Source organism: Desulfosporosinus acidiphilus SJ4 (genome assembly GCF_000255115.2).
Classification (GTDB): domain Bacteria; phylum Bacillota; class Desulfitobacteriia; order Desulfitobacteriales; family Desulfitobacteriaceae; genus Desulfosporosinus; species Desulfosporosinus acidiphilus.
The window spans coordinates 3,109,577-3,135,248 of record NC_018068.1 but is presented as its reverse complement, the minus strand read 5'-3'; the positions used below and the strand labels follow the sequence as shown (position 1 = coordinate 3,135,248).

Sequence of the window (25,672 nt, the reverse complement as noted above, 5' to 3'; positions counted from 1 at the left end):
GGTTCGGCGTAGCTCCCACGCAAGCAAGTGAGCGAGCCTCGGATTGCTGAGTGAACGATGTGAGCGAAGATACCCTACCTGGAGCATTGCCTATTTTAATGAAAAACTTGTCTAATAACACGGTCAAACGTATAATAAAGCGGGATATAACGTTTGAGAGGTGGGGATCACTTTTGCTGTTTGATAGCCGCTCCTGTTTAAAGTTATATCAATGGCAAGAAGGAGTTGGGCGCTGTCAGGTTTGGCTAACCCTAATCGATACAGGCAGTGGTCTGCAAGGCCTTTTGACAGGAGGAGAAAAACCACATGTCGGGGGAGTAGTCCTGGCCACTCCACGTCCGAGTTTACGCGGAGAGGGGTGGAGCTCGGATGTTTATATGACTCCGGTACCAGGACACAAAGACGTGGAGGTAGCTCGAACCATGGCGGAAATATTGGCTCAGGAAATCTTGTCTCCTGTGTCTATTACTTCGGGCATACATTCGGATCACTTAAATTCGGAAGAATTAGATGAAATTATGAGAAACTGCAGGAACCTTACACAGGCTGCCTTAAGGTCCTTAAAATCTGTTACCAAGGCATAAGATAAATATCGCCTTAATTAAAATTAAGAAGGTGAATTATGCATATTAATTTGCGCCAGTTTATCGATACTCTTAAAAAGGAAAAGCAAATCGTCGAAATCGAGGCTGAAGTTGACCCCTATCTTGAGCTGGCCGAAATTCATCGCCGAGTTATTCAAGCAGAAGGGCCGGCCCTATTTTTCAAAAGAGTTAAAGGCAGTAATTTTCCGGTTGTGACGAATTTGTTTGGTACTCGGCGAAGAGTAGATTTAGCTGTGGGACCTAGGCCGGAAGAAACTGTCCAAAGAGCGGTATCGGCTCTAAATCGTCTGCTTCCGCCGAAACCGTCAATGCTATGGCAAGAAAAAGACTGGCTTATGTTCATGGCCAAAAGCGGCATGCGTTTGATAAAACCTAATAATGCTCCCGTTCTTGAAATCAGAGAGAAGTCCGTCGATTTAACTCGTCTTCCGGTTCTAACAAGTTGGCCGGAGGATGGTGGTCCTTTTGTGACCTTACCTTTGGTTTACACAGAACATCCCATTACCAAAGAACATAATCTTGGCATGTATCGCATTCAAATATTTAATCAACAACAGACAGGTATCCATTGGCAAATACATAAAGGCGGAGGTTTTCATTACTTTGAAGCAGAACGGCTAGGGCAGGATCTCCCGACAACCCTTTTTCTGGGAGGCCCGCCGGCTTTGATCCTTTCGGCCATAGCACCACTTCCTGAAATGCTGCCCGAGTTAATGTTCACCTCCTTTTTAATGGGAGAAAAATTATCACGGGTAAATGTTCCTTCTCATGATCACCCCCTTATCGCTGAAGCGGAGTTCGCTATCTGCGGAAATGTTCCTCCGCATCTCCGCAAACCTGAGGGACCTTTTGGGGATCATTATGGCTATTATTCTCTTACCCACGATTTTCCTGTCTTTAATGTCCAGGCAATTTACCATAGGCGGGATGCGATTTATCCAGCGACAGTGGTTGGCAAACCTCGCCAGGAGGATTACTTTATTGGGGAATATTTACAATCTTTATTATCCCCCATGTTTCCGGTAGTCATGCCCGGCATAAAATCACTTTGGACGTATGCCGAGACAGGATTCCATGCTCTGGCAGCTGCCGTTGTCAGAGAAAGTTATCGCCGGGAAGCATTAGCCCATGCCTTTAGAATCCTTGGGGAAGGACAGCTCACCTTAACAAAATTCTTGCTTCTTACGGATGTTCAGCTTGATCTCAAGAATTTCCGGGGCCTATTGGAAACAGTGCTCGCTCGCTTTGAACCTGAATCTGATCTTATGATTTTAAGTGAAACATCGATGGATACGTTAGATTACACTGGGCGGAGACTCAATCATGGCAGCAAGGCAATCATGCTTGGCTTGGGTGATACAAAAAGAGATTTGCCTGGGCAATTTGAAGGCGAAACTCTGGCTGGACTGTCTCGAATCAAACCCTTTTGCCCAGGGTGTCTTATATTAGAGTCATTGCCCTATAGGGATGCCCCGGAACTCGCTGAGGAAATTTTACCCCATCTCCAAGATGAACAGTTTAAGAATTGGCCTTTCATAGTGATGGTTGATGATCTTGATTTAGCACTGGATAATACCGGATTCTTATGGCAAGTATTTACCCGTTTTAATCCTGCTCACGATATTTATGCGGTCACTGAAGTTAAGCAGAATCGACTCGTCTATCACGGCCCCATTTTAATTGATGCCCGGATGAAACCCGATTATCCCGGGGAAGTTCTTCCTGATGAGGCTACGGTCCGCCAGGTTGATGATCGTTGGAATAAATACGGGTTGTCCCTTTAAATAGCCAAAGGCGTTATCAATTCACTACTATAGTGGAGTGATAACGCCTTTCTTTAATGATTAGGGGAGCAAACGTGAGAACGCAATGAGGAGGCTGAGAAGTTTTGGTACAGCCTCTTTTTGGCCGCTGGCGATATGCAGATTAGCTTATGGCCCGGGGCATCTAACGACGCGTATTCAGTGTGGTTGTTCGAGTGTCTTCGAAGCTACGGCGAATCGAGATTAAGATACTTCAGTAATCACGGAGATGATATTGGAAGAAACAGGTCTATGGAGATCTCCCAATAATTTTTGAACAACGTCTAGATGATGGATGCTTTTTTCGACGAGACCTTGGAGTTCATCTTTCCTACATAGCAATGCCTGAATTTCGTCTTCTAATTTAAGAACCTCTTGTCTTTTTTCAACAAGCATTGTTTCGACTTCCGCTTCCTTTGATTCAGAGAGACGGGTTGCTTCATGAAGGATGACTTCACTTTCATCTCGAGCCGATTTTATGATAGTTTCAGCATTTTTTGCTGCTTCCTCCCGAACTTGATTAGCAACTCTCTGAGCGCTTAATAAAGCATCTCGCAGATCACTTTCAATTTTTTCATAAGCTTTAAGACGATTTCCCCATTCTGTATTTTGCTCTCTGAGACTGTTAATTTGCAAACGAAGTTCTTTGTTTGCCGTGTTTGCTTCTGATAATTGGCGATCTGTTTCAGCCCAGGCTTGATCGACTGCCTCGGGCTCATAACCCCGGAGTACTCTTTTAAAGTCTGGCATTTCCAAATCTCTAAGCCTCCTTCTTTGTCTTGTATGAAATAGGTATTATAGGAAAAAGTCAAATTAGGTTAAAGGTATAGGGACAAATCCATTTCTATAATAAGAAATTTGGATTTGGTGAATAATTTATGTCATTTTTACACATCCTGAAACTGTTATATGGAATAAGTTTCAAAAAGGAGGGACCAAAATGCAGCTTAATGAGATGGAAATGAAAAAACTTCTGGATCAAGGAATGCTGACACGAAGTATTATTGAAAACGAAACTGCCATGAAGAAATGCGCTTTGTATTCTGAAATGGCCAAAGATCCTAGTGTAAAAGGATTTTTTAAAGATCAGGCCAAAGGTTTGGAAGACGTTATAGGATACTTTAAAAAGGGTATCAACGAAATCCAATAGAAAAGGAGGATTAAAATGAGTGATTTTACTGATTTAGATATGCTTTACGATTATGAGAAAGATGCCGCAAGTGCTGCCATGGGATACATGACCTTGGCTACTCGGGCTCATCACGGGCAATTGAGAGATATCTACTTACGCTTAGCTAACGAGGCTACCAATGCACATAGTAAAGCTAGCAAGTTAATTAATCAAAATGGTGGAATTGCTTAAAAAGCGAATGCTAAAGAAAACAGGCTGTAACAAACTTACCAATTTGTTACAGCCCAATTTTATTACGAATCCCAATGTATTTCAAGGGTTATTCATGATCCTTTAGGATTTCCACCATCCCGGAGTCATGCTATTCGTGATTTTGTTTAAGGTGTAAATAGCCGATTCATTAATATGAAATAATTGTTGGCGAAAATAAACAACTCCTAGTCGGGGGTTGTATTGAAGTGCATAATCCTCTTCAGAATGAAACTTTGATGAAGCACGATGCAATGTAAAGAATTCTGTTTTTTGATCTTTTGAGAAATCTGCGGGAAGATCCGATAGGGAAACTGGTGTGGTATGCTGTAAGTCATGCATTAATTCACTTATGGTTTTTTGGTCAGAGAAATAATAGGGATGATAAGGATCGTCCGATTTAAGCATACCAAGCATTGTGATCGTATGAGGATGAAGCTCGCGATTACTTAGATTCAGGGTACTAAAAGGATCGAGCCAACTTTCTTTATAAACTGGGGGGCCTATGAATATTACGATCATTAGGACGATTAGAGTTGAACTCAGTGCTAATTTATGATGCTTAAGTTTTGCAAGACGCATTCGACAAGAGAAAACGAAACTGGAAAAGGAAAGCATTCGATACTCCTCCACAGGGCTGGTAATTAACCAGCTATTTGTCGAGAACGATAAAGAACGGTTTTTCGCCTAATACGTTGGATAGCGTTGTCCAAAGATTTGGGCTGAAGTCCGAGTTGCTCAGACAATTCTCGCTGTTTGAATCCTTGAAGAAAATAGTGCTCAAATACGATTCGTTCAAGTTTGGAGAGATCTCGGTTTAAATCGTTAATAATAGAACGAGCCTCTTCACTGGCAATAACTGTAGTGGCGGGATCTTCAGCATTAGGAAGAAGCGAGATGAAGCTTGTTTCTTCCGAGTCGGAAATTGTATTATTCAGGGAATAAGCATTGTTCAGATTGACATGCTTATTACGGGTATATTTTCTGATACTATCGATTAGCTTTCGTTTAACAACCATTCTCAAAAAATGAAGGAAAGGGATATTTAAGCGGTCATCATATGACAAAACTGCTCGATAGATGGCTATTCGTCCTTCTTGGATGAGATCATCATAATCGGCCCTCGGCAAAAAGTATTTGCAGGCAATCATACGTACTTCAGGTTCATAATACTCTATCAATTGGTTTAAAGCATCTCTATCACCTGAGCGCGCTGCCTTAAGCATCGAAGTTTCAAATTCACTTTCTTTAGAAGACATAGCACTCAACTCCTTGTCAAAAACTAGTCATCTTAATGAGTCTATTAAAGATCAACCATTTTGACAAGGAGTTATTGGTGGACGGTCAACCATATTCTACCAATTAATATTGTTTTTGTCTATCATTTAAAATGCTTTAAGTAGGTTAGCGGTTTCAATGGCAGTCATTGCCGCATCAAATCCTTTGTTTCCTGATTTCGTTCCCGCGCGTTCAATAGCTTGCTCTATACTGTCCGTGGATAATACTCCAAAAATAACTGGAATACCGCTTTGTAAGCCGACTTGAGCGATTCCTTTACTAACTTCATTACTCACTAAATCAAAGTGCGGAGTTGCACCGCGAATGACGGCTCCCAGGCAAATCACGGCATCATATTTTTTCGAATTTGCCATGGTTTGGGCAACAAGAGGAATTTCAAAAGCCCCCGACACCCAAGCTAATTCAATATTTTCCTCGCGGGCACCATGACGTCTTAAGGCATCCAAAGCTCCGCTTACAAGTTTGCCGGTAATAAATTCATTAAATCGAGCAGCGATAATTCCAATCTTTAATTCTTGAGCTAACAAATTTCCTTCAATGGTTCTCATAGTAAGTGCATCCTTTCTATTGCTTAGTTTATGGTATTATCTTACGGCCGATAAATAATGACCTAACTTTGTTTTCTTTGTACAAAGGTACTTGAAGTTCTCGGGCTTTGAAGGGATCTCCAGAGGCACTCTTTCAACGACATTTAAGCCGTAGCCCTCCAGTCCGACAATTTTCTTGGGGTTATTTGTCATCAGACGAACTTTAGAAATACCTAGATCCGCTAAGATTTGGGCGCCTACACCGTAATCGCGCAGGTCTTCCGGGAATCCTAAAGCAAGATTTGCCTCCACTGTATCTTTGCCCTCTTCTTGCAGTTTATAAGCTTTAAGTTTATTTAAGAGACCTATACCGCGGCCTTCTTGTCTCATGTAAAGCAAGACACCACGACCTTCACGTTCAATTTCTTCCAGTGCAGCTGCAAGTTGGTCACCGCAATCACAACGGCGGGAATGGAAGACATCCCCTGTGAGACATTCTGAATGAACTCTTACAAGAACCGGATTTCCATTATCAACATTTCCTTTAACAATAGCCAAATGTTCTTTTTGATCAATGATACTGAGATAACCGGTGGCATAGAAATCACCGTAATCTGTCGGAAGATGGATGGTTTCACCTCTTTCAATCAGCTTTTCGGATTGACGACGATAGGCAATAAGATCTTTTAATGTTACTATTTTGAGATTATGTTTCTCGACAAAAATTTGTAAGTCAGGTACTCGGGCCATAGTTCCATTTTCATTCATGATCTCACAAATAACACCAGCCGGTTGTAATCCGGCAAGACGAGCCAAATCTACGGAACCTTCCGTATGGCCGGCTCGTACCAGCACGCCGCCTTCTCGGGCTTGAAGAGGAAAGATATGTCCCGGGCGATGCAAATCGTCAGGTTTGCTCTTGGGATCCATCAGAACTTTAACGGTATTTGCGCGTTCAAAAGCAGAAATTCCCGTGGAACTGTCAGAGGCATCGACGCTGACTGTAAAGGCTGTTCCATGCGGATCTGTATTCTGGGTAACCATAGGCTCCAATTGTAGGGCTTGAATACGATCCTTGGTCATGGGAACGCAAATAAGACCTCTTCCGTAAGTTGCCATGAAATTAATTGCTTCGGGGGTAGAAAGCTCTGCGGCCATAACCAGATCGCCTTCGTTTTCTCGGTCTTCATCATCAACCATGACGATCATTTTACCTTGGCGAATATCTTCAATGGCTTCTTCAATCGTATTAAAATGCATGATAATCACTCCTCAAGAAATTTCTTGTACTTTCAGCAAGGTATCTTCTTCATATCCTTTCCTCAGTTATAAGTTAGGTAAAGCCATTTTCTGCTAAAAAATTAAGGGATAGATTTTCTTTGGATTTAGCGGGTGTCTTCTGGAGACCCATGAAGCGGGCAACATATTTGCCAATAAGGTCTGTCTCTAAGTTAACTGTAGCACCGATTTTTTTTATGCCTAAGGTGGTTTCCTTAAACGTGTGGGGAATTAGAGATACTGTAAAATAATCATCTTCTACATCAATTACGGTTAGTGAAATCCCATCGATGGCAATAGAACCCTTAGGCAGGATGAAGGAAAGAAGAGTGGAGGGGGCACTGATTTCGAGAAGTTGTGCAATTCCCCAAGGAGTTGTCCTTCGAATTGAACCAACTCCATCGACATGTCCGCTTACTAAATGTCCCCCCAGACGGGTTTGAAGCTGCAAGGCTCTTTCCAGATTCACATGGCTGCCGTTCTTCAGTTCACCGAGATTTGTTTTTGCCAGCGTTTCAGCCATAACGTCAACAGTGAATTCATTTTGGTTTTGATGAATAACTGTTAGACAAACCCCATTAACAGCAATGCTGTCACCCACCTGTGTACCTTCAAGAACTTTTTTTCCCTGAAGGGTAAGCTGACCGGAGTCCGGTAAGAGACGAAGAGTGCGGACGATACCAAGTTCTTCTACAATTCCGGTAAACACGAATATCCTCCTTTTGAATTCTCGTCATTGATTATTTGTCGGGACGTCAGATATCCCGTTACATGAATATCTCCAAAAGTGGTATCTACCTGGAGATCATGAAGGTCAATTGCCTCACTCATTAACGGGATATGTAATCCGGAGAGGGGAGAGGGACCGTTTCCTCCCACAAGTTTGGGTGCAATAAAACATTCCAGTTTGTCAACACATTGTTCTTGGATGAGAGTACCGGCAAGGGTCCCGCCGCCTTCGAGTAAGACGCTGTTCCAACCCCGACTGAATAGATCTTTAAGCATTTCTTTAACGGGGACATGGCGTGGTGTATCATATTGCCAGATTTCTAGGTTTTCAAGCTTTGTTAGCTGTTTGAGTTTTTCAATCGGCGCTGCCTTCGTCGTAGCAATGATGCAAGGGCTCTCGCCGGAAGAAGTAAGAACCTGTGAGTTTTCTGGAATACGCAATTCTCCGTCGACAATAAGTCGGATTGGATCTCGTCCGCCGGGTAAGCGGCAAGTAAGTGCGGGATTGTCGCGGAGGATCGTTCCGCTTCCTACGAGAATAACATCGTAATAATTACGTAATTGGTGAACATAACGGCGCGAGCTTTCATTGCTTACCCAGCGTGAATCTCCGGTTTCCGTTGCAATTTTGCCGTCTAAGGTTAGAGCTGTTTTATAAAGAACAAATGGCATTTTTGTTGTTATGGCTTTAAAAAATGCTTCATTCAACATAGCAGCCTCATGAGACATGACTCCCACCTCAACCGGGATTCCGGCTTCATGCAAGCGCTGAATTCCACCACCTGCTACCAGAGGATTGGGATCCTTTAGGGCGACAACGACACGTTTTACTCCGGCTCTGATCAAAGCATCCGAGCATGGCGGAGTTCTGCCAAAATGCGAGCAAGGTTCCAGAGTTACGTAGGCCGTAGCACCCCTCGCCTGGTCTTTCGCTTCTGACAAGGCATGAATTTCAGCGTGAGGTGTGCCGGCTTTCCGGTGATATCCTTTTCCCACAATTTGATCGTTTTTAACGATTACACAACCGACAACGGGATTAGGACTGGTTCTCCCCAAGGCCAGTGCCGCAAGTTCTAGGGCTTTAGACATGTATATTTCGTCTGTTAATTTTTGCGAAGTATTTTTTGGCTGCATAAGAATCCTTTCTTAATATTTGATAGTTTAGTTTTCCCCAAAAGAAAATCGAAAAACTTTTAAATTTAGGAAAATAAAAAAAACACTCGTTTATCCTCGAGTGTTGGGTTAAAGTCATAATAAAAAAGCGCGCAAAAAACACTTTTTAACGACCTATTCCTCTTCTCATCCAGACTTTACTGTCGGCCTCGGAATTTAACCGAGTCTGCCAAAAGGCTCGCGGGCTTTACCGCCGGTAGGGAATTTCACCCAACCCCAGAGGATATTTCATGATTAAATTATTTATAGTTTACTCTAGGCGGCCAGATTTAGCAACCTGTAATTTTCCATGAAGGGCCAAGAATTCATCGCGCAATACCCCCATCAGAACAGCATCATGATAATTTCCCAGGATAAAGCGCGCTTCTCGCTGCCGGCCTTCGATTTTAAAGCCGACTTTTTCGTAAGTTCGGATGGCGCGAAGGTTTTCATCCCAAGTATCAAGGGAAACTCTATGGAAGTTCCACTGAGTAAACAGAAAACGCACAAAGGTTATAAGAGCATCTGTACCGTAGCCCAGTCCCCAATAGGATTTTTCCCCTATGACAATGAAAAGGGTTACCGAACGACATGGAATATTGACTTCTTTAAAACCAATGGTACCAATTAATAAATCATTTTCATTTAACATTGCGTAGCGATAAGTGTCCGAGGGATTTTCGAGGTATTTATCAATGATTTGGTCTCTGGTATAAAGAGTATTCAACGGCCAGGCACCGCTGGACCAATAGTTGATTTCTTCATCATTTGACCATTGATAGAGAGTATCAATATCTTCTTCTTCGATGGGCCGGATTTTTATTTTCTTACCTTCTAGCATTTTAGGCTCCTATTCAGTTGGTTTTACGCTCAGGCCTTCGTACCCTGAGCGGCATAAGTACAATTAGCGATAGACAGACAAGTGCAATTAACTAATTATATCACTCGTTATATTTTTATAAAAATTATAATCAATTCTATTAGACGAGATTAACGTCGAAAATTAACTAAACGGTTGTAATCATAATTAAATGCTTTACATGATTGTACAGATGGAATAAAATTACACCATGAACAAGTGGGTAGGGTAGAAGCTCATAAGGAAAATAACGTATAAAGTGTAAAATAAAAAAGAGTTCCTCTCATCAGAACTCTTTCATCAAAGCTAAGTGGTCGGGGCGACGGGATTCGAACCCACGGCCTCTTGGTCCCGAACCAAGCGCGCTACCAAACTGCGCTACGCCCCGCAATCGTTTGTTACAACGAGTATTATAATAACAAACCACTTTAATCCTGTCAACCTTATTCCTTAATGAATTATATTCTTGGCATAAATTTTGAGGAGAGAAGAATTTTGAGAAAAATCGGAATCGTTATGGATTCTACAGGATATTTAACGAAAGATATTTTACAACAATTCCAAGTTATTGTCGTTCCCCTTGCAGTCACGATTGGTGCAGAGACATTTCCAGAAACTGAATTATCGAATAAGCAATATTTCGAAAAGCTTAATCATATTAATAGTTTATCAACGACTTCCCAACCACCAGTGGGAGCTTTTCTTGATGCCTACGAATCCTTGTTTGCACAAGGTATTGAAGAAATCATTAGTCTTCATCTTTCCAGTGCTATCAGTGGTACTATACGCTCAGCTCAAATGGCAATTGATTTGGCCTCTAATAAGAAAATCCATGTTTTTGATTCGGGATCATCAGCTCTAGGACTCGGGGCCTTAGCATGGGCAGCCGCAGAATGGGCAGAGCAAGGGTTAGACTCATCGGAAATATTACCAAAACTTCAGATGTTAAAAAAAGAGACGGAACTTTATTTTATCGTCAATACTCTGGAAAATTTGCGACGAGGCGGTCGAATAGGCGGTGCGGCTGCTTTGCTGGGAACTTTACTTCAGATAAAACCGATCTTATATTTTAACCAACAAGGTCAAATCGATGTTTTTGATAAAGTTCGTTCTCGATCAAGAGCATGGCAGCGTGTACTTGAAGAGTTAGTGAGAGCGTTGTCAAGTGGAAAAAGATTCCGTATTTGTGTCATGCATGTAAACGTTCCTGAAGAAGGGGAAGAACTCATGTCGGAACTTAAACGTCGCTTTCCAGAACATGAGATATGCTTATTTGAAGCAGGGGCTGTAATAGCGACTCATGTGGGAACGGGTGCATTTGGATTGGTATTTCATCCTTGGCCTCTACTCTAGAGGTGTGCAAAAATTGAAGTTTCCTCTAAAGCCTGAGGTATAATCTTATGATTTGTTTTTAGTTGCGCCTCAACACTAAGAGTCACGTAGTAAATATCTTAGATTGACTAAAAGTTACCGTCCTCATGTAATTAAGAATCATGATTTTTTACGAGAATACATATGAATTTAACAGGTTAAAAAAAATTAAAAGGGAAAATAAGAATTAGTACCACATACTAATATCAGAATATTAAGTAATTACTGAATATAAAATACAATCATAATATAAAATGAATATGGATTTATTTACCTTATGTAAAAAAATAAAAATATTAAAATAAATTAAGAATGTTTGAAGGATTCGGGAAAGAAAAAAAGAATATATATTTGTATAACCAAGACTTGTTCCAGGTAATGGTAGCTTAACTGTAGCTAAAAGGAGAGGTGATCCTCATGAAAATCGCGATCTCCGGTAAAGGTGGTGTCGGAAAAACCACCTTTACTGCAAATTTTGCCCGTTGGTTAGTAAACAGAGGAATTACAGTCTTAGCAGTTGATGCGGACCCCGATGCAAGTTTGGGGACAATATTGGGAATTCCGGATGAGGTACTGACAAATTTGAAAGCTATTGTTGATATGAAGGAACTAATTGAAGAACGGATGGGAGGGAGCGGAGCATTTTATCCTCTTAATCCTAATGTCGATGATATCTTAAATGATTACAGTGTATCTCTTGGGCAGCTTCGCTTTTTCAGGATGGGGAATATCAAAGGCGGAGGAACTTCTTGTTATTGTAAGGAAAACAGCTTCTTGCAAGCTTTAGTTAACTCGCTGATTCTTGGAGAAAAAGATACTGTGATTCTGGATATGGGCGCGGGTATAGAACAGTTGACACGTGGCACAGCGTTAGGCGTTGATGTTCTGGCAATTATTACAGAACCGTCTAAGGTAAGCGTACAAACTGTCCATGTGATTCAACAACTTGCTAATGAGCTTGGTATTCCCCGTGTCGTCGTTATAGGCAATAAAATTCGCAATTTGAATGATGAAAATTTTCTTGGAGACCGCTTTTCTGAAGAGCAGCTTATTGGCATCATCCCTTACAGCGACGAACTGTTGGAAATGTCCATCAATACAGGCGGTTTTCAATTGCCTGAAGGGTCTCTGGGAGTTCAGCTCAATAAAATCTATGAAAAAATTGCCGAAGAAGGGAGATGACAGGAGTTTCTTTAGCAGCAATAAGAGTATGAGAAGGGGAACTTATTAAAGAGGAGGTTGTAACATGCCTAGATATCGGGATTTAACCCATACTGCCCGGCCATCGGATGCACCGCGTGTTGTTGATCCGAAGAATCCTGTTCGTACAACGGATCCAGGTACTCTCCAAATGTTAAAAATGCTAGAAGGCAGAAATATCGAAACGGTTTTTGATCGCGTAGTAGCTCAACAACCGCAGTGTACTTTTGGCTATAAAGGTGTGTGCTGCAGGATTTGCATCGCCGGTCCATGTCGAGTCAAAAAGGAAGATGGTCCTGGCAGTCGTGGAATTTGTGGAGCATCAGCTTACACCATTGTTTCTCGTAATCTTGTACGTTTAATCGCCGGAGGAGCAGCATCCCATTCGGAGCACGCACGTCACGTTCTTCATACCGCTCATGCTTTAGTCGAAGGTCACGCCCCGGATTATGAAATAAAATCAGCAGATAAACTTCATAATTTAGCTCAAAAATTAGGGATATCAACTCTTGACCGCGAGGATAAGGAAATTCTCAAAGATGTAGTTGAGCTGGGATATGCTGATTTTGGACGCTATCAAGACCGTCCGTTGGCATTTTTGGATTCTTTCATGACCCAAGGGCGTCGTAATAAATTTCAACACACTAATGTTATGCCCAAAGCAATTGACGGCACAGTTACTGAATTATTAGCTCAAACTGCTATGGGAGTTGATAATGACCCCGTCAATATTATTTTCGGTGGGATTAAAACTGCTCTTGCGGATTTAGCTGGGGAATATGTGGGAACAACTCTCAGCGATGTGTTGTTTGGAGTCCCTGAACCCATTGTTTCCGAAGCTAATCTGGGAGTTATTGATCCCAAAATGGTAAATATAGCTGTTCATGGTCACAATCCTGTCCTCAGCGAAATGGTCGTTGCCGCTGCCAGGAAAATGAAAGCGGAAGCTCAAAAGGTTGGGGCAGAAGGGGTTAACGTTGTAGGTATTTGTTGTACCGGTAATGAACTGCTCATGAGGGAAGGAGTTTATTTAGCAACGTCTTCAGCTTCGCAAGAAATGGCAATTATGACTGGGGCTTTGGATGCTATGATCGTGGATATTCAATGTATCTATCCTTCTGTTCAAACTGCCGCAGAATGCTTCCACACTAAAATTGTTACCACAGAAGGCATCATGAAAACTCCCGGTGCCCAGCATGTTGCCTTTAAACCTGAAACGGCCATGGAAGATGCTCAGAAACTTATAAGCATTGCAATTGAAGCTTATAAACAACGAGATCCTAATAAGATTTCGATTCCCTCGGAACGTCATAAACTTGTAGCCGGCTTCAGTATGGAGGCTCTTACAGATATCTTCGCTAAAATTTGTCCGGAACGGCCGATTTCCGTGTTAACAGATGCCATCTTAAGCGGTCAGCTTAAGGGAGTTGCCTTAATGGCAGGCTGCAACAATTTAAAGAGGACTCAAGATGAAGGCCATGTTACAGTCTTAAAAGAACTTGTTAAAAACGATGTATTTGTCATAGCAACCGGTTGCTCGGCAGGTGCTTACGCCAAATTCGGTCTCATGTCGCCTTTAGCTGTTGAGGCATATGCCGGGGAAGGGCTTAAGTCATTCCTTAAAACCCTTGAAGATGCTAATCCACAATTGTCAACTGGTTTGCCCTTAGTCTTCCATGTCGGTTCCTGCGTTGATAACAGCAGAGGTGCTGATTTAGCAGTGGCTATGGCTAATGAACTTGGAGTCGATATCCCGAAAGTTCCGTTTGTAGCTTCAGCTCCTGAGGCTATGCATGAAAAAGCGGTTGCTATCGGTACTTGGTGTGTGAGCTTAGGTCTGCCGACTCATGTAGGCTCGTTGCCGCCGGTTGAAGGCAGTGATTTGATTTATGGTGTCACAACGCAAATCGCTCATGACGTTTTTGGTGGAAACTTCATCTTTGAAGTCGATCCGCTTATTGGTGCCCAAAAACTATTAGATGCTTTGGAGTATCGTACCTGGAAACTTAATATCCATAAGAAAACGGCCGAAAAAAATGAAACACCTATAGCCCAAGGTTGGTAAGAAAGGAGGAATGTCTGATGTCAATGGAACAAATCTACGCAGAAGCTATAAAGGACCCTAATAATCAACCCAAAAAATTGCTGCGCAAAGCTTATGACGGAACTGTAATTGCCATGACTTACGCTGAAATTCTCCTTAACCGCGCGATTAAAGATTATGGGGCAGCTCAGGCGATTGCTTATCCTGACACTGCTTATCATCTCCCGGTTATCACATGTCTTTCCGGCGAAAAGGTAACCACGCTGGGTGAATTAGTTCCTATTTTGAACAGAGTGCGCAATCAAGTTCGCACTGAACTTACCTTCGATAACGCCAGACTCTGGGGTGAATCGGTTCTTTATGCTGCCGAAGTCATTGAGACGATTCATTATCTCAGAGGAGATGAACCAAAGGTAAAACCGTGGACAGGATTCCTAGGTGACCCTGTTGTTCGGAAACACGGAATTAAGATGGTTGACTGGACTATTCCCGGTGTGGCGGTAATCCTTGGACGGGCCAAGGATTCTAAGGCTGCTAAGAAAATCGTTGATAATTTGATGGGTAAAGGGTTTATGATCTTCCTCTGCGATGAGGTTATTGAACAATTACTTGAAGAGAACGTGAAAATTGGAGAAGATTATATCGCTTTCCCCTTAGGAAACTTTACCCAGGTTATTCATGCTGTAAACTATGCTTTCCGCGCAGGTCTGGCTTTCGGTGGAATTCCTGCCGGGGAAAGAGAAAACCATCGCGACTATCAGCGACGCAGAGTTCGGGCCTTCGTGCTTCATTTAGGCGAACTTGATGATGTTAAAGTAGCTGCAGAAATGGGCGCCATTTTCATGGGCTTCCCGGTTCTGACGGATCAAACTCTTGGGGAGGATATGCAGATCCCTGATTGGTATATTTCAGAACCAGATTATGAAAAAATCGTACCTCTCGCTTTGGAGGTCCGAGGAATTAAATTAACGAACATCGAATTACCGATTCCTGTTAACTTCGGTCCGGCCTTCGAAGGCGAGACGATTCGCAAAGGAGATACCTACGTCGAATTTGGCGGCGGCCGTACAACTGCTTTTGAGCTTGTGCAAATGGTTGGACCCGAGAATATCCAAGACGGTCGTGTCACCGTTATTGGCCCTGATATTGATACTGTTCCTGAAGGTTCCAAACTTCCTTTAGGAATTAAAATCGATATTTATGGACGAAAAATGCAGGCGGATTTTGAAGGCGTCTTTGAACGTCGAATTCACTATTTCGCCAACTATGGTGAAGGTGTTTGGCACGTAGCCCAACGGGATTTGTGCTGGGTCCGGATTTCTAAAGATGCCCGGGCCAAGGGCTTCTTAATGAAACACTTCGGGGAACTTTTAATTGCTAAGTTGAAAGAGGAATTCCCGGCAATTATTGACCGGGTCGAAGTAACAATTATGCTCGATCAGGCCGCAGTGGATGAAGGCATCGTTCTTGCCCGCGAACGCTACAGAGCTCGTGATGATCGCATGAGGAGCCTGACGGATGAATCTGTGGAAGATTTTTATTCCTGTCTGCTTTGTCAGTCCTTTGCTCCAAACCACGTCTGCATTGTTACACCTGAACGGGTTGGCCTTTGCGGAGCAGTGAGCTGGCTGGATGCAAAAGCATCACATGAAATTGCCCCCAATGGGCCAAATCAGCCGATTCCCAAAGGACCGGCCATTGACGAATTAAGGGGAATGTGGCAATCCTGCAATGATTACCTGTATAAAGCTTCGAATAATACTCTGGAAGAAGTTAACCTTTATACCCTGATGGATCGGCCAATGACCTCCTGCGGCTGCTTTGAAGCCATTATGGCGATTGTTCCGGAAGCAAACGGTCTCATGATAACCACTCGTGAACATTCTGGTATGACTCCCTCCGGTATGACCTTCTCAACACTGGCAGGAACTTGCGGTGGTGGTATGCAGACTCCGGGCTTTATGGGAATTGGGCGCTCCTACATCCTTAGTAAAAAATTCATTCCGGCGGACGGCGGTATCGCACGTATTATCTGGATGCCCAAGGAATTGAAAGAATTTTTGCGTGAGGATTTTGTACAGCGTTCCATTGATGAAGGGTTGGGTGCTGACTTCATCGACAAAATTGCCGATGAGTCCATCGGAACCACTGCTGAGGAAATAGTCCCATTCCTGGAGGAAAACGGACATCCCTGCTTCACTCTTGACCCATTAATGTAAAGCAGGCTGTTAAAACTCAAGGCCCTGTCATGTTTTATGAATTCCGGGGCCTTCGAGTCTGCTTGCTTGATACTCAATAAGAAAGGGGTTTAACTATGGCACTAACAGGTTTAGAAATTTATAAGCAATTACCTAAGAAAAACTGCGGAGAGTGTGGAGTACCAACTTGTCTTGCTTTTGCTATGGCCTTAGCTTCTGGAAAAGCAGCCTTAGACACTTGCCCTTATGTCACGGCAGCTGCCAAAGAGGCCTTGGATTCTGCCTCTGCTCCTCCGATCAAAGCTATTAAATTCGGGAAAGACTCGGTTCTTGGCGACGAAAATGTTCTTTTCCGTCATGATAAGACGTTCTATCATCCGACAACTTTATTGATTCGAGTTTCTGACAAATTGAGTGATGCTGAAATTGAAGCGAAGGTTAAGGAAATTGACAGCTTAGAGTTTGATCGTGTGGGCCTTCACTATGCCATCGACGGCGTTGCAGTTGTCAATGAATCGGGAGATGCCGCTCGTTTCGAAAAAGCAGCCGGGATTGTGGCAGCAGGAACAGATAAATCATTGCTCCTGATCAGCAGCGATCCAGCAGCTTTGAAAGCGGCACTTGCCCCCTTAGCGGCCCGTAAACCCTTAATCGGAGAAGCGACGGCAGAAAATTATGAAGCGATAGTTAATATTGCTAAAGAAAATTCAGTTCCGGTGATTTTAAAAGCAGAAGGCCTTGATGCTTTAAATGACCTCGTGGAAAAGGCTCAGACATTGGGCTATAAAGAGTTCGTTTTAGATCCTGGTTCGAGAACTCCGGTGGAAACGTTAGCTAATTTAACCCATCTGCGTCGTTTAGCCATTAAGAAAAAATTCCGCCCGTTTGGATATCCGGTCATTGCATATTCCAGTCATTCCGAACCTTTGGATGAAATCATGGAAGCTTCAGTTTATGTCTCTAAATATGCCAGTGCTGTCGTTTTAAATACCAGTACTAAAGCTCATCTTTTACCGTTGATGACGTTGCGTCAAAACCTCTATACTGATCCGCAAAAACCGATTCAAGTTGAACCAAAACTTCATACAGTTGGAGACGTAAACGAAAACTCTCCATTTTATGTTACGACGAACTTTTCCTTAACCTATTACAGCGTAGAAGGAGAAGTTGAAGCAACAAAAATTCCCAGCTATATTCTCCCCATTGATACTGACGGAACTTCGGTGCTAACTGCCTATGCCGCCGGTAAATTTGAGCCTGACAAAATTGCTCAAGCCATGGAAGCAAGCGGTATCGGGGATAAAGTAAAGCATCGCAATATTATTATTCCGGGTTATGTCGCAGTAGTATCAGGAAAACTAGCGGAATTAACCGGATGGAAAGTAATTGTCGGCCCTCGTGAATCCAGTGGAATCATTTCCTTTGCAAAATCTCAATTAATGTAAGGGTCTGGGAATTTCTCGGATTTTAAGGAAGTGAAAAAGATGCCCATAGCTCAAATTAAATTCATGCCGGATAACCGCATTATTCAAGTTGAAGAGGGAACAACGCTGCTTGCTGCGGCTGCTCAAGCTGAAATATTTATTAAGTCTGGGTGCGGAGGTAAAGGAACGTGCGGTGCCTGTAAAGTCGTCGTTCAAAGCGGGGAGCCTCAAGTAACAGGGACTGGAAACCTGACCCCCGATCAACTCTCCAAAGGTGTTCGGCTGGCCTGCAAAACAATTATTCAAGGAGACATGATTATTGAGGTGCCTCCCGAGTCCCGGCTGCAAGAACACCAAGTTTTATTGGGAGATACTCAAAAAGGACTTTTACAGGAAAGCGAACATGATTTGCTTGAAACATTTGGGCATCATCCCTTAGCAACGAAGCAAAGAATAGTGTTGTCATCTCCGACCTTGACGGAAAATACCAGTGATTGGGCACGGCTTACTATGGAACTGCGACGTGTTCTGAAAGCCGGTGATAGACCAATCCACATTCCACTGTCAATTCTTCAGAATTTACCTGAGACGCTGCGTAAAGCCAACTGGGACATTTCGGTGACGTTAACGGATCTCGAATCCGGCTTCACAGTGACCCATGTTGAAGCAGGCAATAATAATCCGCTTTTCGGTTTGGCTATTGACATTGGTACAACGACAGTGGTGGTCTATCTGATAGATCTTTCCAATGGAAAGATTGTCGACCAGCAGGGCTCTTATAATAAGCAAGCGCGATATGGAGATGACGTTATTTCCCGGATTGTCTATGCGGTAGAAAGCGAAGAAAACTTACAGTTAATTCGTCAAGCTGTTGTAGAAACCATTAATGACCTTGTGGACAAACTGCTGAGCCGGCAATCAATACCCCAAACTGATATTTCAAGTGCTGTTGTGGCAGGGAATACAACAATGACCCAGTTGTTTTTAGGAGTTGATCCGAAATATATTCGACTGGAACCTTATATTCCCACTATGTCAACAGTTCCTTCAGTTACGGCGCGGGACCTTGGCCTGCACATGCTGCCGGAGGCCCTAGTTCATTGCTATCCTTCTGTGGCAAGCTACGTGGGCGGAGATATCGTTGCGGGAACATTAGTCACCGATTTAGCCAATGGGGAAGATATTACCTTATTTATTGATATCGGAACAAACGGGGAAATTGTGCTCGGAAACCAAGATTGGCTTGTATCCTGTGCCTGTTCTGCAGGCCCGAGCTTTGAAGGCGGCGGAATAACCTTTGGTATGAGAGCTATGCCAGGAGCTATTGAACGTGTTGTGATTGATTCTGATACCTTGGATGTTTCACTTAAGGTGATTGGAAAAGGTTTGCCTGTGGGTATCTGTGGATCAGGACTTGTCGATTGTCTGGCCAAAATGCTCAGTGCCGGTATTATTGACCGGGCCGGCAATTTTCAATTAGGTCATCCTTCTGGCTCTGAACGATTGCGGGAAACTGCCGATGACAAAGAATTTGTCCTGGCTTGGGCTCACCAAGCAGGCGGACAAAAAGATGTGGTCATTACTGAAAATGATGTAAAAAACATCATTCGTGCCAAAGGAGCTATTTACGCTGGGATCCGATCGCTGCTTAATATGGTTGCCGTAGATCTGGAAATGATCAGCCGTATTGTGATCGCCGGTGGTTTTGGTAATTATCTCAATGTCCATGATTCTGTCCGCATAGGATTATTGCCGGACCTTGAACCGGAACGTTTTGAGTTTATCGGAAATTCTTCAGTGAAAGGAGCTCGTCTAGCCTTGTTATCCCAAAGGGCTTGGCGCGAAGCGGAAGAGTTGGGGCGAAAAATGACTTATGTAGAACTGTCGGTTGGGGCAACATTCATGGACGAGTATGTATCGGCGTTGTTCTTGCCTCATACAGATTTATCCCTATTTCCATCTTGTCATTAATGTGATTAATGGAGGTTTTCTAAATGGCAAAGTATATAGCAGTTGCAGGAAAAGGCGGGGTAGGGAAGACCACATTCACTTCATTATTGTTAAGGCAAATGGTTCAACAAAAAAAGGGAATTTCTATTCTGGCCGTTGACGCCGACCCTAATGCAAATTTGGATGAGGCTTTAGGTTTAGAAGTGACTGGGACAATTTCAGAGGTACTTGAACAAAGCAAAGATCCTAAAGCAATTCCCACAGGAATGCCCAAAAATATCTTTATTGAGTATAAACTTCAGCAGGCTCTTGTGGAGACTAAGGATATTGATCTTCTCGTCATGGGCGGGCCACAGGGAGCAGGATGCTATTGCTATCCTAATGATATCCTGCGCAAGCATTTAGAGGATATCGGAGAAGGCTATGATTATGTGGTTGTTGATTCCGAAGCGGGTCTCGAACACATTAGCCGGCGAACAATTCCTCATATTGACGTCATGTTTGTGATCAGTGATTCATCTGCACGTGGTGTACGTTCGGCCCGGCGGGTTTATGATCTTATTCAAGGATTGAAATCAGCAGTGGGAAAATTGTTTTTAATTGTTACTAAAACAAATGAGGACAGCGTGGAATTGCTGAAAGAAGAAATTGTGCAGACAGGCCTCACCTTAATAGGGGATATTCCCCTCGACCCGATGGTTGTGGAATATGACTTGGCAGGAAAGCCATTATTTGAGTTACCCGATGATGCCGTCTCGGTCAAGGCTGTTGGAAGCATCTTGAATCGTGCCGGAATCTTTAACTAGAAAGGAGAGAAGTTCATGTCCGTTGCATTAGTAAAAGAGAGATATACGAGTAAAGTCGGAGAAGTTGTCCTAGGCGCAACTTCTGAACAAGGAGGAACCCGAACTTCTACTGTCACCGTTGGTGGAGATAGTGCTCTGCCCTTTCTTCACTTCGAAGGAGAACTAAATTACCGCCCGGTCATCGCTATGGAGGTCAACGACATTGTCCCTTCTTGGAATGAGACAATAAAGAGTCAATTCGGAGATGTTCTTAATGATCCGGCAGCTTGGGCTAAAAAATGTGTCGAGGAATTTAAAGCCGATTTAATTTATCTCAAATTAAATGGAGCAGATCCTGATGGAGAGAATCGATCTCCGGAAGATTGTGCACGTATTGTGAAAGATGTTCTGGCAGCGGTTGGAGTTCCCCTCATTGTTGTAGGGTGTGACAATGACCAAAAGAACAATGAAGTCATTGCCGCAATTGCTGAAGCTGCAGCGGGAGAAAATCTGCTTCTGGGACTGGCAGAACAAGATAACTATAAATCGATTACAGCCGCAGCCATGGTTCACAAGCATACTGTTATCGCCCGCTCACCTCTTGATATTAATATTTGCAAACAATTGAATATCTTAATTAACGAAATGGGTTTACCTCTCAATAAAATTGTCATTGACCCAATGATCGGGGGACTTGGCTTTGGTATCGAATATGCATATTCCATCATGGAACGCGCCCGTCTAGGTTCTCTGGCAAACGACAAAATGCTGTCCATGCCGATGATTTGCACAGTTGGCTATGAGGCCAACCGCTGTAAAGAAGCGAACGCCTCAGCCGATGAGTTTCCTGGTTGGGGTGAACTTCAAGACAGAGGCGTGCTTTGGGAAGCTATGACCGCTTCGGGTATGCTCCAAGCAGGGGCTAGTATTCTTGTCATGCGTAATCCTGCTGCGGTGCGTTTAGTCCAGAAAAATATAGCAGATATGATGAGCAAATAACTCATTCAAGTTACTCCTTTACTGTGACTTTATTTATCAATTTGATAATAATGAAAGGTCGTGATTCAATGCTGATTTTTGGAGAACGTATCAATGGAATGTTTACTGACATTGGAAATGCCCTGCGCAATAAAGATCCTAAGCCGATTCAACATTGGGCAGTAAAACAACAAGAAGGCGGAGCCCATTATCTTGATGTTAACTCAGGTCCTGCGATTCCTACGGAGGAACGTGTGGAAGCCTACGAGTGGATGGTTAACGTCATTCAAGAAGTATCAGATTTGCCGTTGGTTTTGGACTCAACGAACTACAATGCCATTGAAGCAGGCTTGAAGGTATGTAAACGCCCGGCAATCATCAATTCTTGCCCGGCTGAACGGGTCAAAATTGAACGTGTATTTCCAATGGCCATTCAATATAATGCCGGCGTCATTGGCTTAACTATGGATAAAAAAGGGATTCCCAAGGACTCAGAAAACCGGGTGGCATTTGCCATGGAATTAGTGGCAGCTGCTGATGAATATGGACTGAGAATGGAAGATCTCTTTATCGACCCCTTAATTCTTCCGGTTAATGTTGCTCAAGAACATGCACCAGAGGTTTTAGAGAGTCTTCGCCAAGTAAAAATGTTGTCTGATCCGGCTCCCCGTACTGTTCTTGGGTTATCAAACGTATCTCAAAAATCACCAGACCGTAATTTGATCAATAGAACCTACCTGGCAATGGCCATAGCTTGCGGCTTAGATGCAGCTATTATGGATGCCAACGATGATGATTTGGTCGATGTAGCTGCAACAGCTCAAATCCTGCTTAACAAGAGCATTTACGCTGATTCGTATCTAAAAGTTTTCCGTTCGCGCTAAATGTCACAAAATCATACTATATCTTACAAGTATTTATAGCTCCAATGGATGGAAAATGTACTTATCCATCCTAACGATAAAACTCCTCAGAACACTGAGGAGTTTTATATTGCCGATTTAGCTAAGTTTCCTTAAAGCGATATTGAGATATTCTTGATAGATATTCATACCTAACCATAAGCAAGCATAGCTATCTACAGAAAGTAAAACCGGAGGTGTGCTATTATGGAGACACTTTTCCACAATGATTCGCGAATTAATGAATGGATTGATCAAATTATTGAAAGGATTTTTACTGTTTGCCTTTTAAAAGGTTTGGATGCTGAGACAGAATTTAATAAAGGATGTCAAATTGTTGCAAAGTTAACTTCGTTACTACAAAGTATCGCACTGTTTCCCGCCGAATATCTTGAAGATGGAGTAAAGCAGCTTATCGAACAACGACTTCCCGATGCGCGGATTATTAATAACTTTGAGTCCTTCGATGATATTAAAAAACGAATGCTCTCTGAAGGGACAGCTCAGGCAATACAAACTACGACGAAAGAGAACATATCTGAAGCAGAGATTTCTAGTGTAACTTCTGAAAGAGAGGAGAATATTACCGGTTCTGTATCTTTTAACGATCAAGATCCAAGAATAGAAAGCGAAGAAGCTTTATCTAAGAAGAAACACGAGGAAGGTATCGAAGGTATCGAAAGTGCATCTCCTGTTTTCGCAGTAGTAAACGAGGTTAATAAGGATCGTCAAGAAACGGAACAAGGATTCACTGAAGCGGCTGGGATTTTAGAAAGAGAGAAAGAACTAGCGGATAATGTCCAAGAGCTGCAACATAATCTAGAGGGTCTAGAGTCAAGTAATGAAGCAATTCAGCATGATTTAGTAATTCTGAATAATGATGATAATAATATAACTTTTCAGAGGAAAAATGAACTTCAGGAAGCATTGATTTCAGCGGAGTCCAGTTGTGAACCAAACCAAGAGAATCGTTTGAAGAATGTATTACAAACAATCTTTCCGGGTAAATCAATTCAATGGAATATAAAAGTAATGAATCAGTCAGTTTTTGCTCAAGTCGAGGATTTACTGATTTGTTTACATGAAACAGAGAAATCTTGCGATATAAAACTACTAAATCGACAAGGCTGGAAGGTATTAATTTGCAATTCAGACGATTTAATGTTTCCCCGCAGATTGGAACGAGGAATACGACAGATTTCACGTCAAAAACAGAAACAACCATTAAATTAACAGGTTTTTTTTATACCCCAGGTAGTAGGAAATACTATTTCTTTGTCGAATATTAAACTTTAAGCTAATTCTCGAGAAAACCTTTAAAACATAATTTCGTAGTGCAAGATACAATGGAAAAGAGGTATCGTTTTTGTCTGATAAGTTGGGAGATATTATAAAAAATACTTTAGAAGCTATCGAGTCGGGAAAAGAAGAAATTTTTTTTATAGCTGAAACTACACGCAATGAAACCCTTCGCTTGACAAATGAACTCTCTCAGCTAAAGTCTGATATTTCAGATACTATCTGTCTAGTTGATGCCCAGGAGAAAGTTGATCGCCAAAAACGAATGCGGTTAATGGCAGTCAATAGTTCCTATCAACAATACACCCAAAAAGAGATGATTGAGGCCTATGCAGAGGCCAAGGATGCTCAGGTGAGTTTGCAGCTCCTGCAGTCTAGAGAAGCTGAATTGCGTAAGCGAAGGAATGAGTTGGAACGATCCTTGAATCAGATGCAGGAAACCATTGATCGGGCCCAAAATTTGATGACTCAGGTAAGTATGGCCATTAGTCTTTTACAAGGTGAGATTGAGGGAGCGCTTAATTCCCATAGCCACGAACAACGACAAGAGTTAGGATTGCGTATTATAAAAGCTCAGGAGGAAGAGAGACGGCGAGTTGCCAGGGAAATACATGATGGCCCGGCTCAAACTCTAGCAAATATTGTTCTGCGTTTAGAGATTGCTGAAAAGTTAATGGAATATAATCCTAGTCATGTAAAAGCGGAACTAATTGATCTCAAGAATTTAGTTCGTGCCAATCTTCAAGATATCCGAAGGATTATTTTTGATCTGCGCCCTTTGGCCTTGAATGATCAGGGATTAAGTGCTGCAATTTCCAAATACCTGGATAATTTTAGTAACACCTATGGAATAACCTGTGAATTTAAGGTAGCTGGACATGAAAAAAGGCTTCTTCCAGGTATGGAAGCAGCTCTTTTCAGATTAATACAAGAAGGTATAACAAATGTAGCCAAGCACGCGCACTCCGCCAAAGTAAATATCTTACTAAACTTCCAAGACGATTGGACATCTGTTCGAATTCAGGATTATGGGATAGGATTTGAAGTTGATTCTGCCATGCAAACACCCGGAGAACACTTCGGTCTTATAGGTATGCGGGAACGTGTTGAAATGTTTTATGGACGTCTATCTATTCAATCTAGTTTTGGAAAAGGAACAATTATCAAATTTTTAATTCCATCGAGGGGTGAGAGAGGGGACAAACTATGATACGCATTGTCATTGCTGATGATCACCCACTGTTGAGAGAGGGCTTGCGCCGCATTTTAGAATTTGAAGATGGGATAAAAGTCGTTGCCGAAGTCGGAGATGGACAAGGTGCCATCAATATTGCAAGAAGTTTGGAATTTGATATTTTGTTAATGGATCTAAATATGCCGGGAGTTAATGGCTTAGAGGCTGGGCGGGTTATTCGCCGAGAAAAGCCAAATATCGGTATTTTGGTTCTTACAGTTGACGACTCTGATGATAAGATTCTTGAAGTTCTGCAGATAGGTGTGGCAGGCTATTTGCTTAAAGACGTAGACTCAAAGACATTGATTCAGTCTATTTATAAAGTATTCAATGGTGAACCAATTTTGTCTCCAACGGTTACGGGTAAATTGATGGGTCAATTAACCCAGCCTTTAGTAAGGAACACTTGTGGGCTTAGTGAGCGAGAATTAGAAATTCTTCACTATGTAGTTCGTGGGGCGTCGAATCGTGAAATAGGAACCGCTTTATTTATTAGTGAAAAAACAGTAAAAAATCATTTATCAAGTATCTATAGAAAGTTAGAAGTAGAAGATCGCACACAAGCTGCCTTAAAGGCTGTAAAACTTAAATTAATTCAACTCGATTAAATTTCCTTAAAGTCAATACTCAATGTATTGCGTATTAGATCTTTTGC

At 42.5% G+C, this 25,672-nt stretch carries 24 protein-coding genes, 1 tRNA gene and 1 riboswitch; of the genes, 16 read left to right on the top strand and 9 right to left on the bottom strand.

The genetic code is table 11. The annotated features are described in order from the left end of the window. Nucleotides 1-98: 98 nt before the first annotated feature. Nucleotides 99-584, top strand: a complete 486-nt coding sequence (gene lpdD / locus DESACI_RS14235; protein WP_242833060.1) for a prenylated flavin chaperone LpdD — start codon at nucleotides 99-101, stop codon at nucleotides 582-584. 38 nt (nucleotides 585-622) lie between these two features. Beyond that, a complete protein-coding gene (locus DESACI_RS14230) occupies nucleotides 623-2,389 on the top strand; it encodes a UbiD family decarboxylase (RefSeq protein ID WP_014827891.1) in 1,767 nt (588 codons plus the stop codon). Between the two features lie 222 nt (nucleotides 2,390-2,611). On the opposite strand, the gene DESACI_RS14225 is transcribed toward DESACI_RS14230, so the two are convergent. Beyond that, a complete protein-coding gene (locus tag DESACI_RS14225) occupies nucleotides 2,612-3,157 on the bottom strand; it encodes a DivIVA domain-containing protein (protein WP_242833194.1) in 546 nt (181 codons plus the stop codon). Nucleotides 3,158-3,347: 190 nt separating this feature from the next. Between DESACI_RS14225 and DESACI_RS14220 the strand changes: the two genes are divergently transcribed. Together DESACI_RS14220 and DESACI_RS14215 are read left to right on the top strand one after the other, a co-directional pair. Next, nucleotides 3,348-3,557 (top strand): hypothetical protein, encoded by a 210-nt coding sequence (locus tag DESACI_RS14220; protein ID WP_014827889.1) that lies wholly within the window; start codon nucleotides 3,348-3,350, stop codon nucleotides 3,555-3,557. A gap of 15 nt (nucleotides 3,558-3,572) precedes the next feature. Continuing rightward, a complete protein-coding gene (locus DESACI_RS14215) occupies nucleotides 3,573-3,770 on the top strand; it encodes a spore coat protein (RefSeq protein ID WP_014827888.1) in 198 nt (65 codons plus the stop codon). Nucleotides 3,771-3,872: 102 nt separating this feature from the next. On the opposite strand, the gene DESACI_RS14210 is transcribed toward DESACI_RS14215, so the two are convergent. From DESACI_RS14210 to DESACI_RS14175, 8 genes are all read right to left on the bottom strand, one after another. Further along, nucleotides 3,873-4,406 (bottom strand): hypothetical protein, encoded by a 534-nt coding sequence (locus tag DESACI_RS14210; protein ID WP_014827887.1) that lies wholly within the window; start codon nucleotides 4,404-4,406, stop codon nucleotides 3,873-3,875. Between the two features lie 26 nt (nucleotides 4,407-4,432). Next, complete coding sequence (locus DESACI_RS14205; protein ID WP_014827886.1) at nucleotides 4,433-5,047, bottom strand: sigma-70 family RNA polymerase sigma factor; 615 nt, start codon at nucleotides 5,045-5,047, stop codon at nucleotides 4,433-4,435. Nucleotides 5,048-5,173: 126 nt separating this feature from the next. Further along, entirely contained in the window at nucleotides 5,174-5,635 is a 462-nt protein-coding gene (gene ribH / locus DESACI_RS14200) for a 6,7-dimethyl-8-ribityllumazine synthase (RefSeq protein ID WP_014827885.1), read from the bottom strand. Nucleotides 5,636-5,671: 36 nt separating this feature from the next. Next, nucleotides 5,672-6,874, bottom strand: coding sequence for a bifunctional 3,4-dihydroxy-2-butanone-4-phosphate synthase/GTP cyclohydrolase II (locus DESACI_RS14195; protein WP_014827884.1), 1,203 nt, complete (start codon nucleotides 6,872-6,874; stop codon nucleotides 5,672-5,674). Nucleotides 6,875-6,947: 73 nt separating this feature from the next. Further along, nucleotides 6,948-7,601, bottom strand: a complete 654-nt coding sequence (gene ribE / locus DESACI_RS14190; RefSeq protein WP_014827883.1) for a riboflavin synthase — start codon at nucleotides 7,599-7,601, stop codon at nucleotides 6,948-6,950. Then, nucleotides 7,583-8,755, bottom strand: a complete 1,173-nt coding sequence (ribD, locus tag DESACI_RS14185) for a bifunctional diaminohydroxyphosphoribosylaminopyrimidine deaminase/5-amino-6-(5-phosphoribosylamino)uracil reductase RibD (protein ID WP_014827882.1) — start codon at nucleotides 8,753-8,755, stop codon at nucleotides 7,583-7,585. The genes ribE and ribD overlap by 19 nt, the downstream gene beginning before the upstream one ends. A gap of 153 nt (nucleotides 8,756-8,908) precedes the next feature. Beyond that, a riboswitch (FMN riboswitch) is annotated at nucleotides 8,909-9,022 on the bottom strand. Nucleotides 9,023-9,044: 22 nt separating this feature from the next. Then, nucleotides 9,045-9,614: a GNAT family N-acetyltransferase gene (locus tag DESACI_RS14180; RefSeq protein WP_014827881.1), complete on the bottom strand. Its 570-nt coding sequence runs from the start codon at nucleotides 9,612-9,614 to the stop codon at nucleotides 9,045-9,047. A 329-nt stretch (nucleotides 9,615-9,943) separates the two neighbouring features. Then, nucleotides 9,944-10,020, bottom strand: a tRNA-Pro gene (locus DESACI_RS14175). A 107-nt stretch (nucleotides 10,021-10,127) separates the two neighbouring features. Between DESACI_RS14175 and DESACI_RS14170 the strand changes: the two genes are divergently transcribed. The 12 genes from DESACI_RS14170 to DESACI_RS14115 all read left to right on the top strand — a co-directional run bounded on the left by DESACI_RS14170 (nucleotide 10,128) and on the right by DESACI_RS14115 (nucleotide 25,625). After that, nucleotides 10,128-10,985 (top strand): DegV family protein, encoded by an 858-nt coding sequence (locus tag DESACI_RS14170; RefSeq protein WP_014827880.1) that lies wholly within the window; start codon nucleotides 10,128-10,130, stop codon nucleotides 10,983-10,985. A gap of 435 nt (nucleotides 10,986-11,420) precedes the next feature. Then, nucleotides 11,421-12,185: an ATP-binding protein gene (locus DESACI_RS14165; protein ID WP_014827879.1), complete on the top strand. Its 765-nt coding sequence runs from the start codon at nucleotides 11,421-11,423 to the stop codon at nucleotides 12,183-12,185. A gap of 64 nt (nucleotides 12,186-12,249) precedes the next feature. Further along, complete coding sequence (gene cooS / locus DESACI_RS14160) at nucleotides 12,250-14,268, top strand: anaerobic carbon-monoxide dehydrogenase catalytic subunit (RefSeq protein ID WP_014827878.1); 2,019 nt, start codon at nucleotides 12,250-12,252, stop codon at nucleotides 14,266-14,268. Between the two features lie 17 nt (nucleotides 14,269-14,285). Next, nucleotides 14,286-16,466: an acetyl-CoA decarbonylase/synthase complex subunit alpha/beta gene (gene acsB / locus DESACI_RS14155; RefSeq protein WP_014827877.1), complete on the top strand. Its 2,181-nt coding sequence runs from the start codon at nucleotides 14,286-14,288 to the stop codon at nucleotides 16,464-16,466. A 95-nt stretch (nucleotides 16,467-16,561) separates the two neighbouring features. Continuing rightward, entirely contained in the window at nucleotides 16,562-17,890 is a 1,329-nt protein-coding gene (gene acsC, locus DESACI_RS14150; protein ID WP_014827876.1) for an acetyl-CoA decarbonylase/synthase complex subunit gamma, read from the top strand. A gap of 39 nt (nucleotides 17,891-17,929) precedes the next feature. Continuing rightward, nucleotides 17,930-19,840: an ASKHA domain-containing protein gene (locus DESACI_RS14145; RefSeq protein WP_014827875.1), complete on the top strand. Its 1,911-nt coding sequence runs from the start codon at nucleotides 17,930-17,932 to the stop codon at nucleotides 19,838-19,840. 23 nt (nucleotides 19,841-19,863) lie between these two features. Continuing rightward, nucleotides 19,864-20,625 carry an ATP-binding protein gene (locus DESACI_RS14140; protein ID WP_014827874.1) on the top strand — a complete coding sequence of 254 codons (762 nt, stop codon included), beginning with the start codon at nucleotides 19,864-19,866 and terminating at the stop codon, nucleotides 20,623-20,625. Between the two features lie 15 nt (nucleotides 20,626-20,640). Continuing rightward, nucleotides 20,641-21,603, top strand: coding sequence for an acetyl-CoA decarbonylase/synthase complex subunit delta (locus DESACI_RS14135; RefSeq protein ID WP_014827873.1), 963 nt, complete (start codon nucleotides 20,641-20,643; stop codon nucleotides 21,601-21,603). A 68-nt stretch (nucleotides 21,604-21,671) separates the two neighbouring features. Then, a complete protein-coding gene (locus tag DESACI_RS14130) occupies nucleotides 21,672-22,466 on the top strand; it encodes a methyltetrahydrofolate cobalamin methyltransferase (RefSeq protein ID WP_014827872.1) in 795 nt (264 codons plus the stop codon). Between the two features lie 225 nt (nucleotides 22,467-22,691). Then, nucleotides 22,692-23,717, top strand: a complete 1,026-nt coding sequence (locus DESACI_RS14125; RefSeq protein ID WP_014827871.1) for a hypothetical protein — start codon at nucleotides 22,692-22,694, stop codon at nucleotides 23,715-23,717. A gap of 133 nt (nucleotides 23,718-23,850) precedes the next feature. Beyond that, a complete protein-coding gene (locus DESACI_RS14120; RefSeq protein ID WP_014827870.1) occupies nucleotides 23,851-24,993 on the top strand; it encodes a sensor histidine kinase in 1,143 nt (380 codons plus the stop codon). After that, nucleotides 24,990-25,625 (top strand): response regulator, encoded by a 636-nt coding sequence (locus DESACI_RS14115; protein WP_014827869.1) that lies wholly within the window; start codon nucleotides 24,990-24,992, stop codon nucleotides 25,623-25,625. Before DESACI_RS14120 ends, DESACI_RS14115 begins: the two co-directional genes overlap by 4 nt. The last annotated feature ends 47 nt before the right edge of the window (nucleotides 25,626-25,672 follow it).

Coding starts and splice junctions, on each gene's coding strand:
- lpdD (WP_242833060.1), top strand. CDS start 99: ATGAAAAACTTGTCTAATAACACGGTCAAACGTATAATAAAGCGGGAT.
- DESACI_RS14230 (WP_014827891.1), top strand. CDS start 623: ATGCATATTAATTTGCGCCAGTTTATCGATACTCTTAAAAAGGAAAAG.
- DESACI_RS14225 (WP_242833194.1), bottom strand. CDS start 3,157: ATGCCAGACTTTAAAAGAGTACTCCGGGGTTATGAGCCCGAGGCAGTC.
- DESACI_RS14220 (WP_014827889.1), top strand. CDS start 3,348: ATGCAGCTTAATGAGATGGAAATGAAAAAACTTCTGGATCAAGGAATG.
- DESACI_RS14215 (WP_014827888.1), top strand. CDS start 3,573: ATGAGTGATTTTACTGATTTAGATATGCTTTACGATTATGAGAAAGAT.
- DESACI_RS14210 (WP_014827887.1), bottom strand. CDS start 4,406: ATGCTTTCCTTTTCCAGTTTCGTTTTCTCTTGTCGAATGCGTCTTGCA.
- DESACI_RS14205 (WP_014827886.1), bottom strand. CDS start 5,047: ATGTCTTCTAAAGAAAGTGAATTTGAAACTTCGATGCTTAAGGCAGCG.
- ribH (WP_014827885.1), bottom strand. CDS start 5,635: ATGAGAACCATTGAAGGAAATTTGTTAGCTCAAGAATTAAAGATTGGA.
- DESACI_RS14195 (WP_014827884.1), bottom strand. CDS start 6,874: ATGCATTTTAATACGATTGAAGAAGCCATTGAAGATATTCGCCAAGGT.
- ribD (WP_014827882.1), bottom strand. CDS start 8,755: ATGCAGCCAAAAAATACTTCGCAAAAATTAACAGACGAAATATACATG.
- DESACI_RS14180 (WP_014827881.1), bottom strand. CDS start 9,614: ATGCTAGAAGGTAAGAAAATAAAAATCCGGCCCATCGAAGAAGAAGAT.
- DESACI_RS14165 (WP_014827879.1), top strand. CDS start 11,421: ATGAAAATCGCGATCTCCGGTAAAGGTGGTGTCGGAAAAACCACCTTT.
- cooS (WP_014827878.1), top strand. CDS start 12,250: ATGCCTAGATATCGGGATTTAACCCATACTGCCCGGCCATCGGATGCA.
- acsB (WP_014827877.1), top strand. CDS start 14,286: ATGTCAATGGAACAAATCTACGCAGAAGCTATAAAGGACCCTAATAAT.
- acsC (WP_014827876.1), top strand. CDS start 16,562: ATGGCACTAACAGGTTTAGAAATTTATAAGCAATTACCTAAGAAAAAC.
- DESACI_RS14145 (WP_014827875.1), top strand. CDS start 17,930: ATGCCCATAGCTCAAATTAAATTCATGCCGGATAACCGCATTATTCAA.
- DESACI_RS14140 (WP_014827874.1), top strand. CDS start 19,864: ATGGCAAAGTATATAGCAGTTGCAGGAAAAGGCGGGGTAGGGAAGACC.
- DESACI_RS14135 (WP_014827873.1), top strand. CDS start 20,641: ATGTCCGTTGCATTAGTAAAAGAGAGATATACGAGTAAAGTCGGAGAA.
- DESACI_RS14130 (WP_014827872.1), top strand. CDS start 21,672: ATGCTGATTTTTGGAGAACGTATCAATGGAATGTTTACTGACATTGGA.
- DESACI_RS14125 (WP_014827871.1), top strand. CDS start 22,692: ATGGAGACACTTTTCCACAATGATTCGCGAATTAATGAATGGATTGAT.
- DESACI_RS14115 (WP_014827869.1), top strand. CDS start 24,990: ATGATACGCATTGTCATTGCTGATGATCACCCACTGTTGAGAGAGGGC.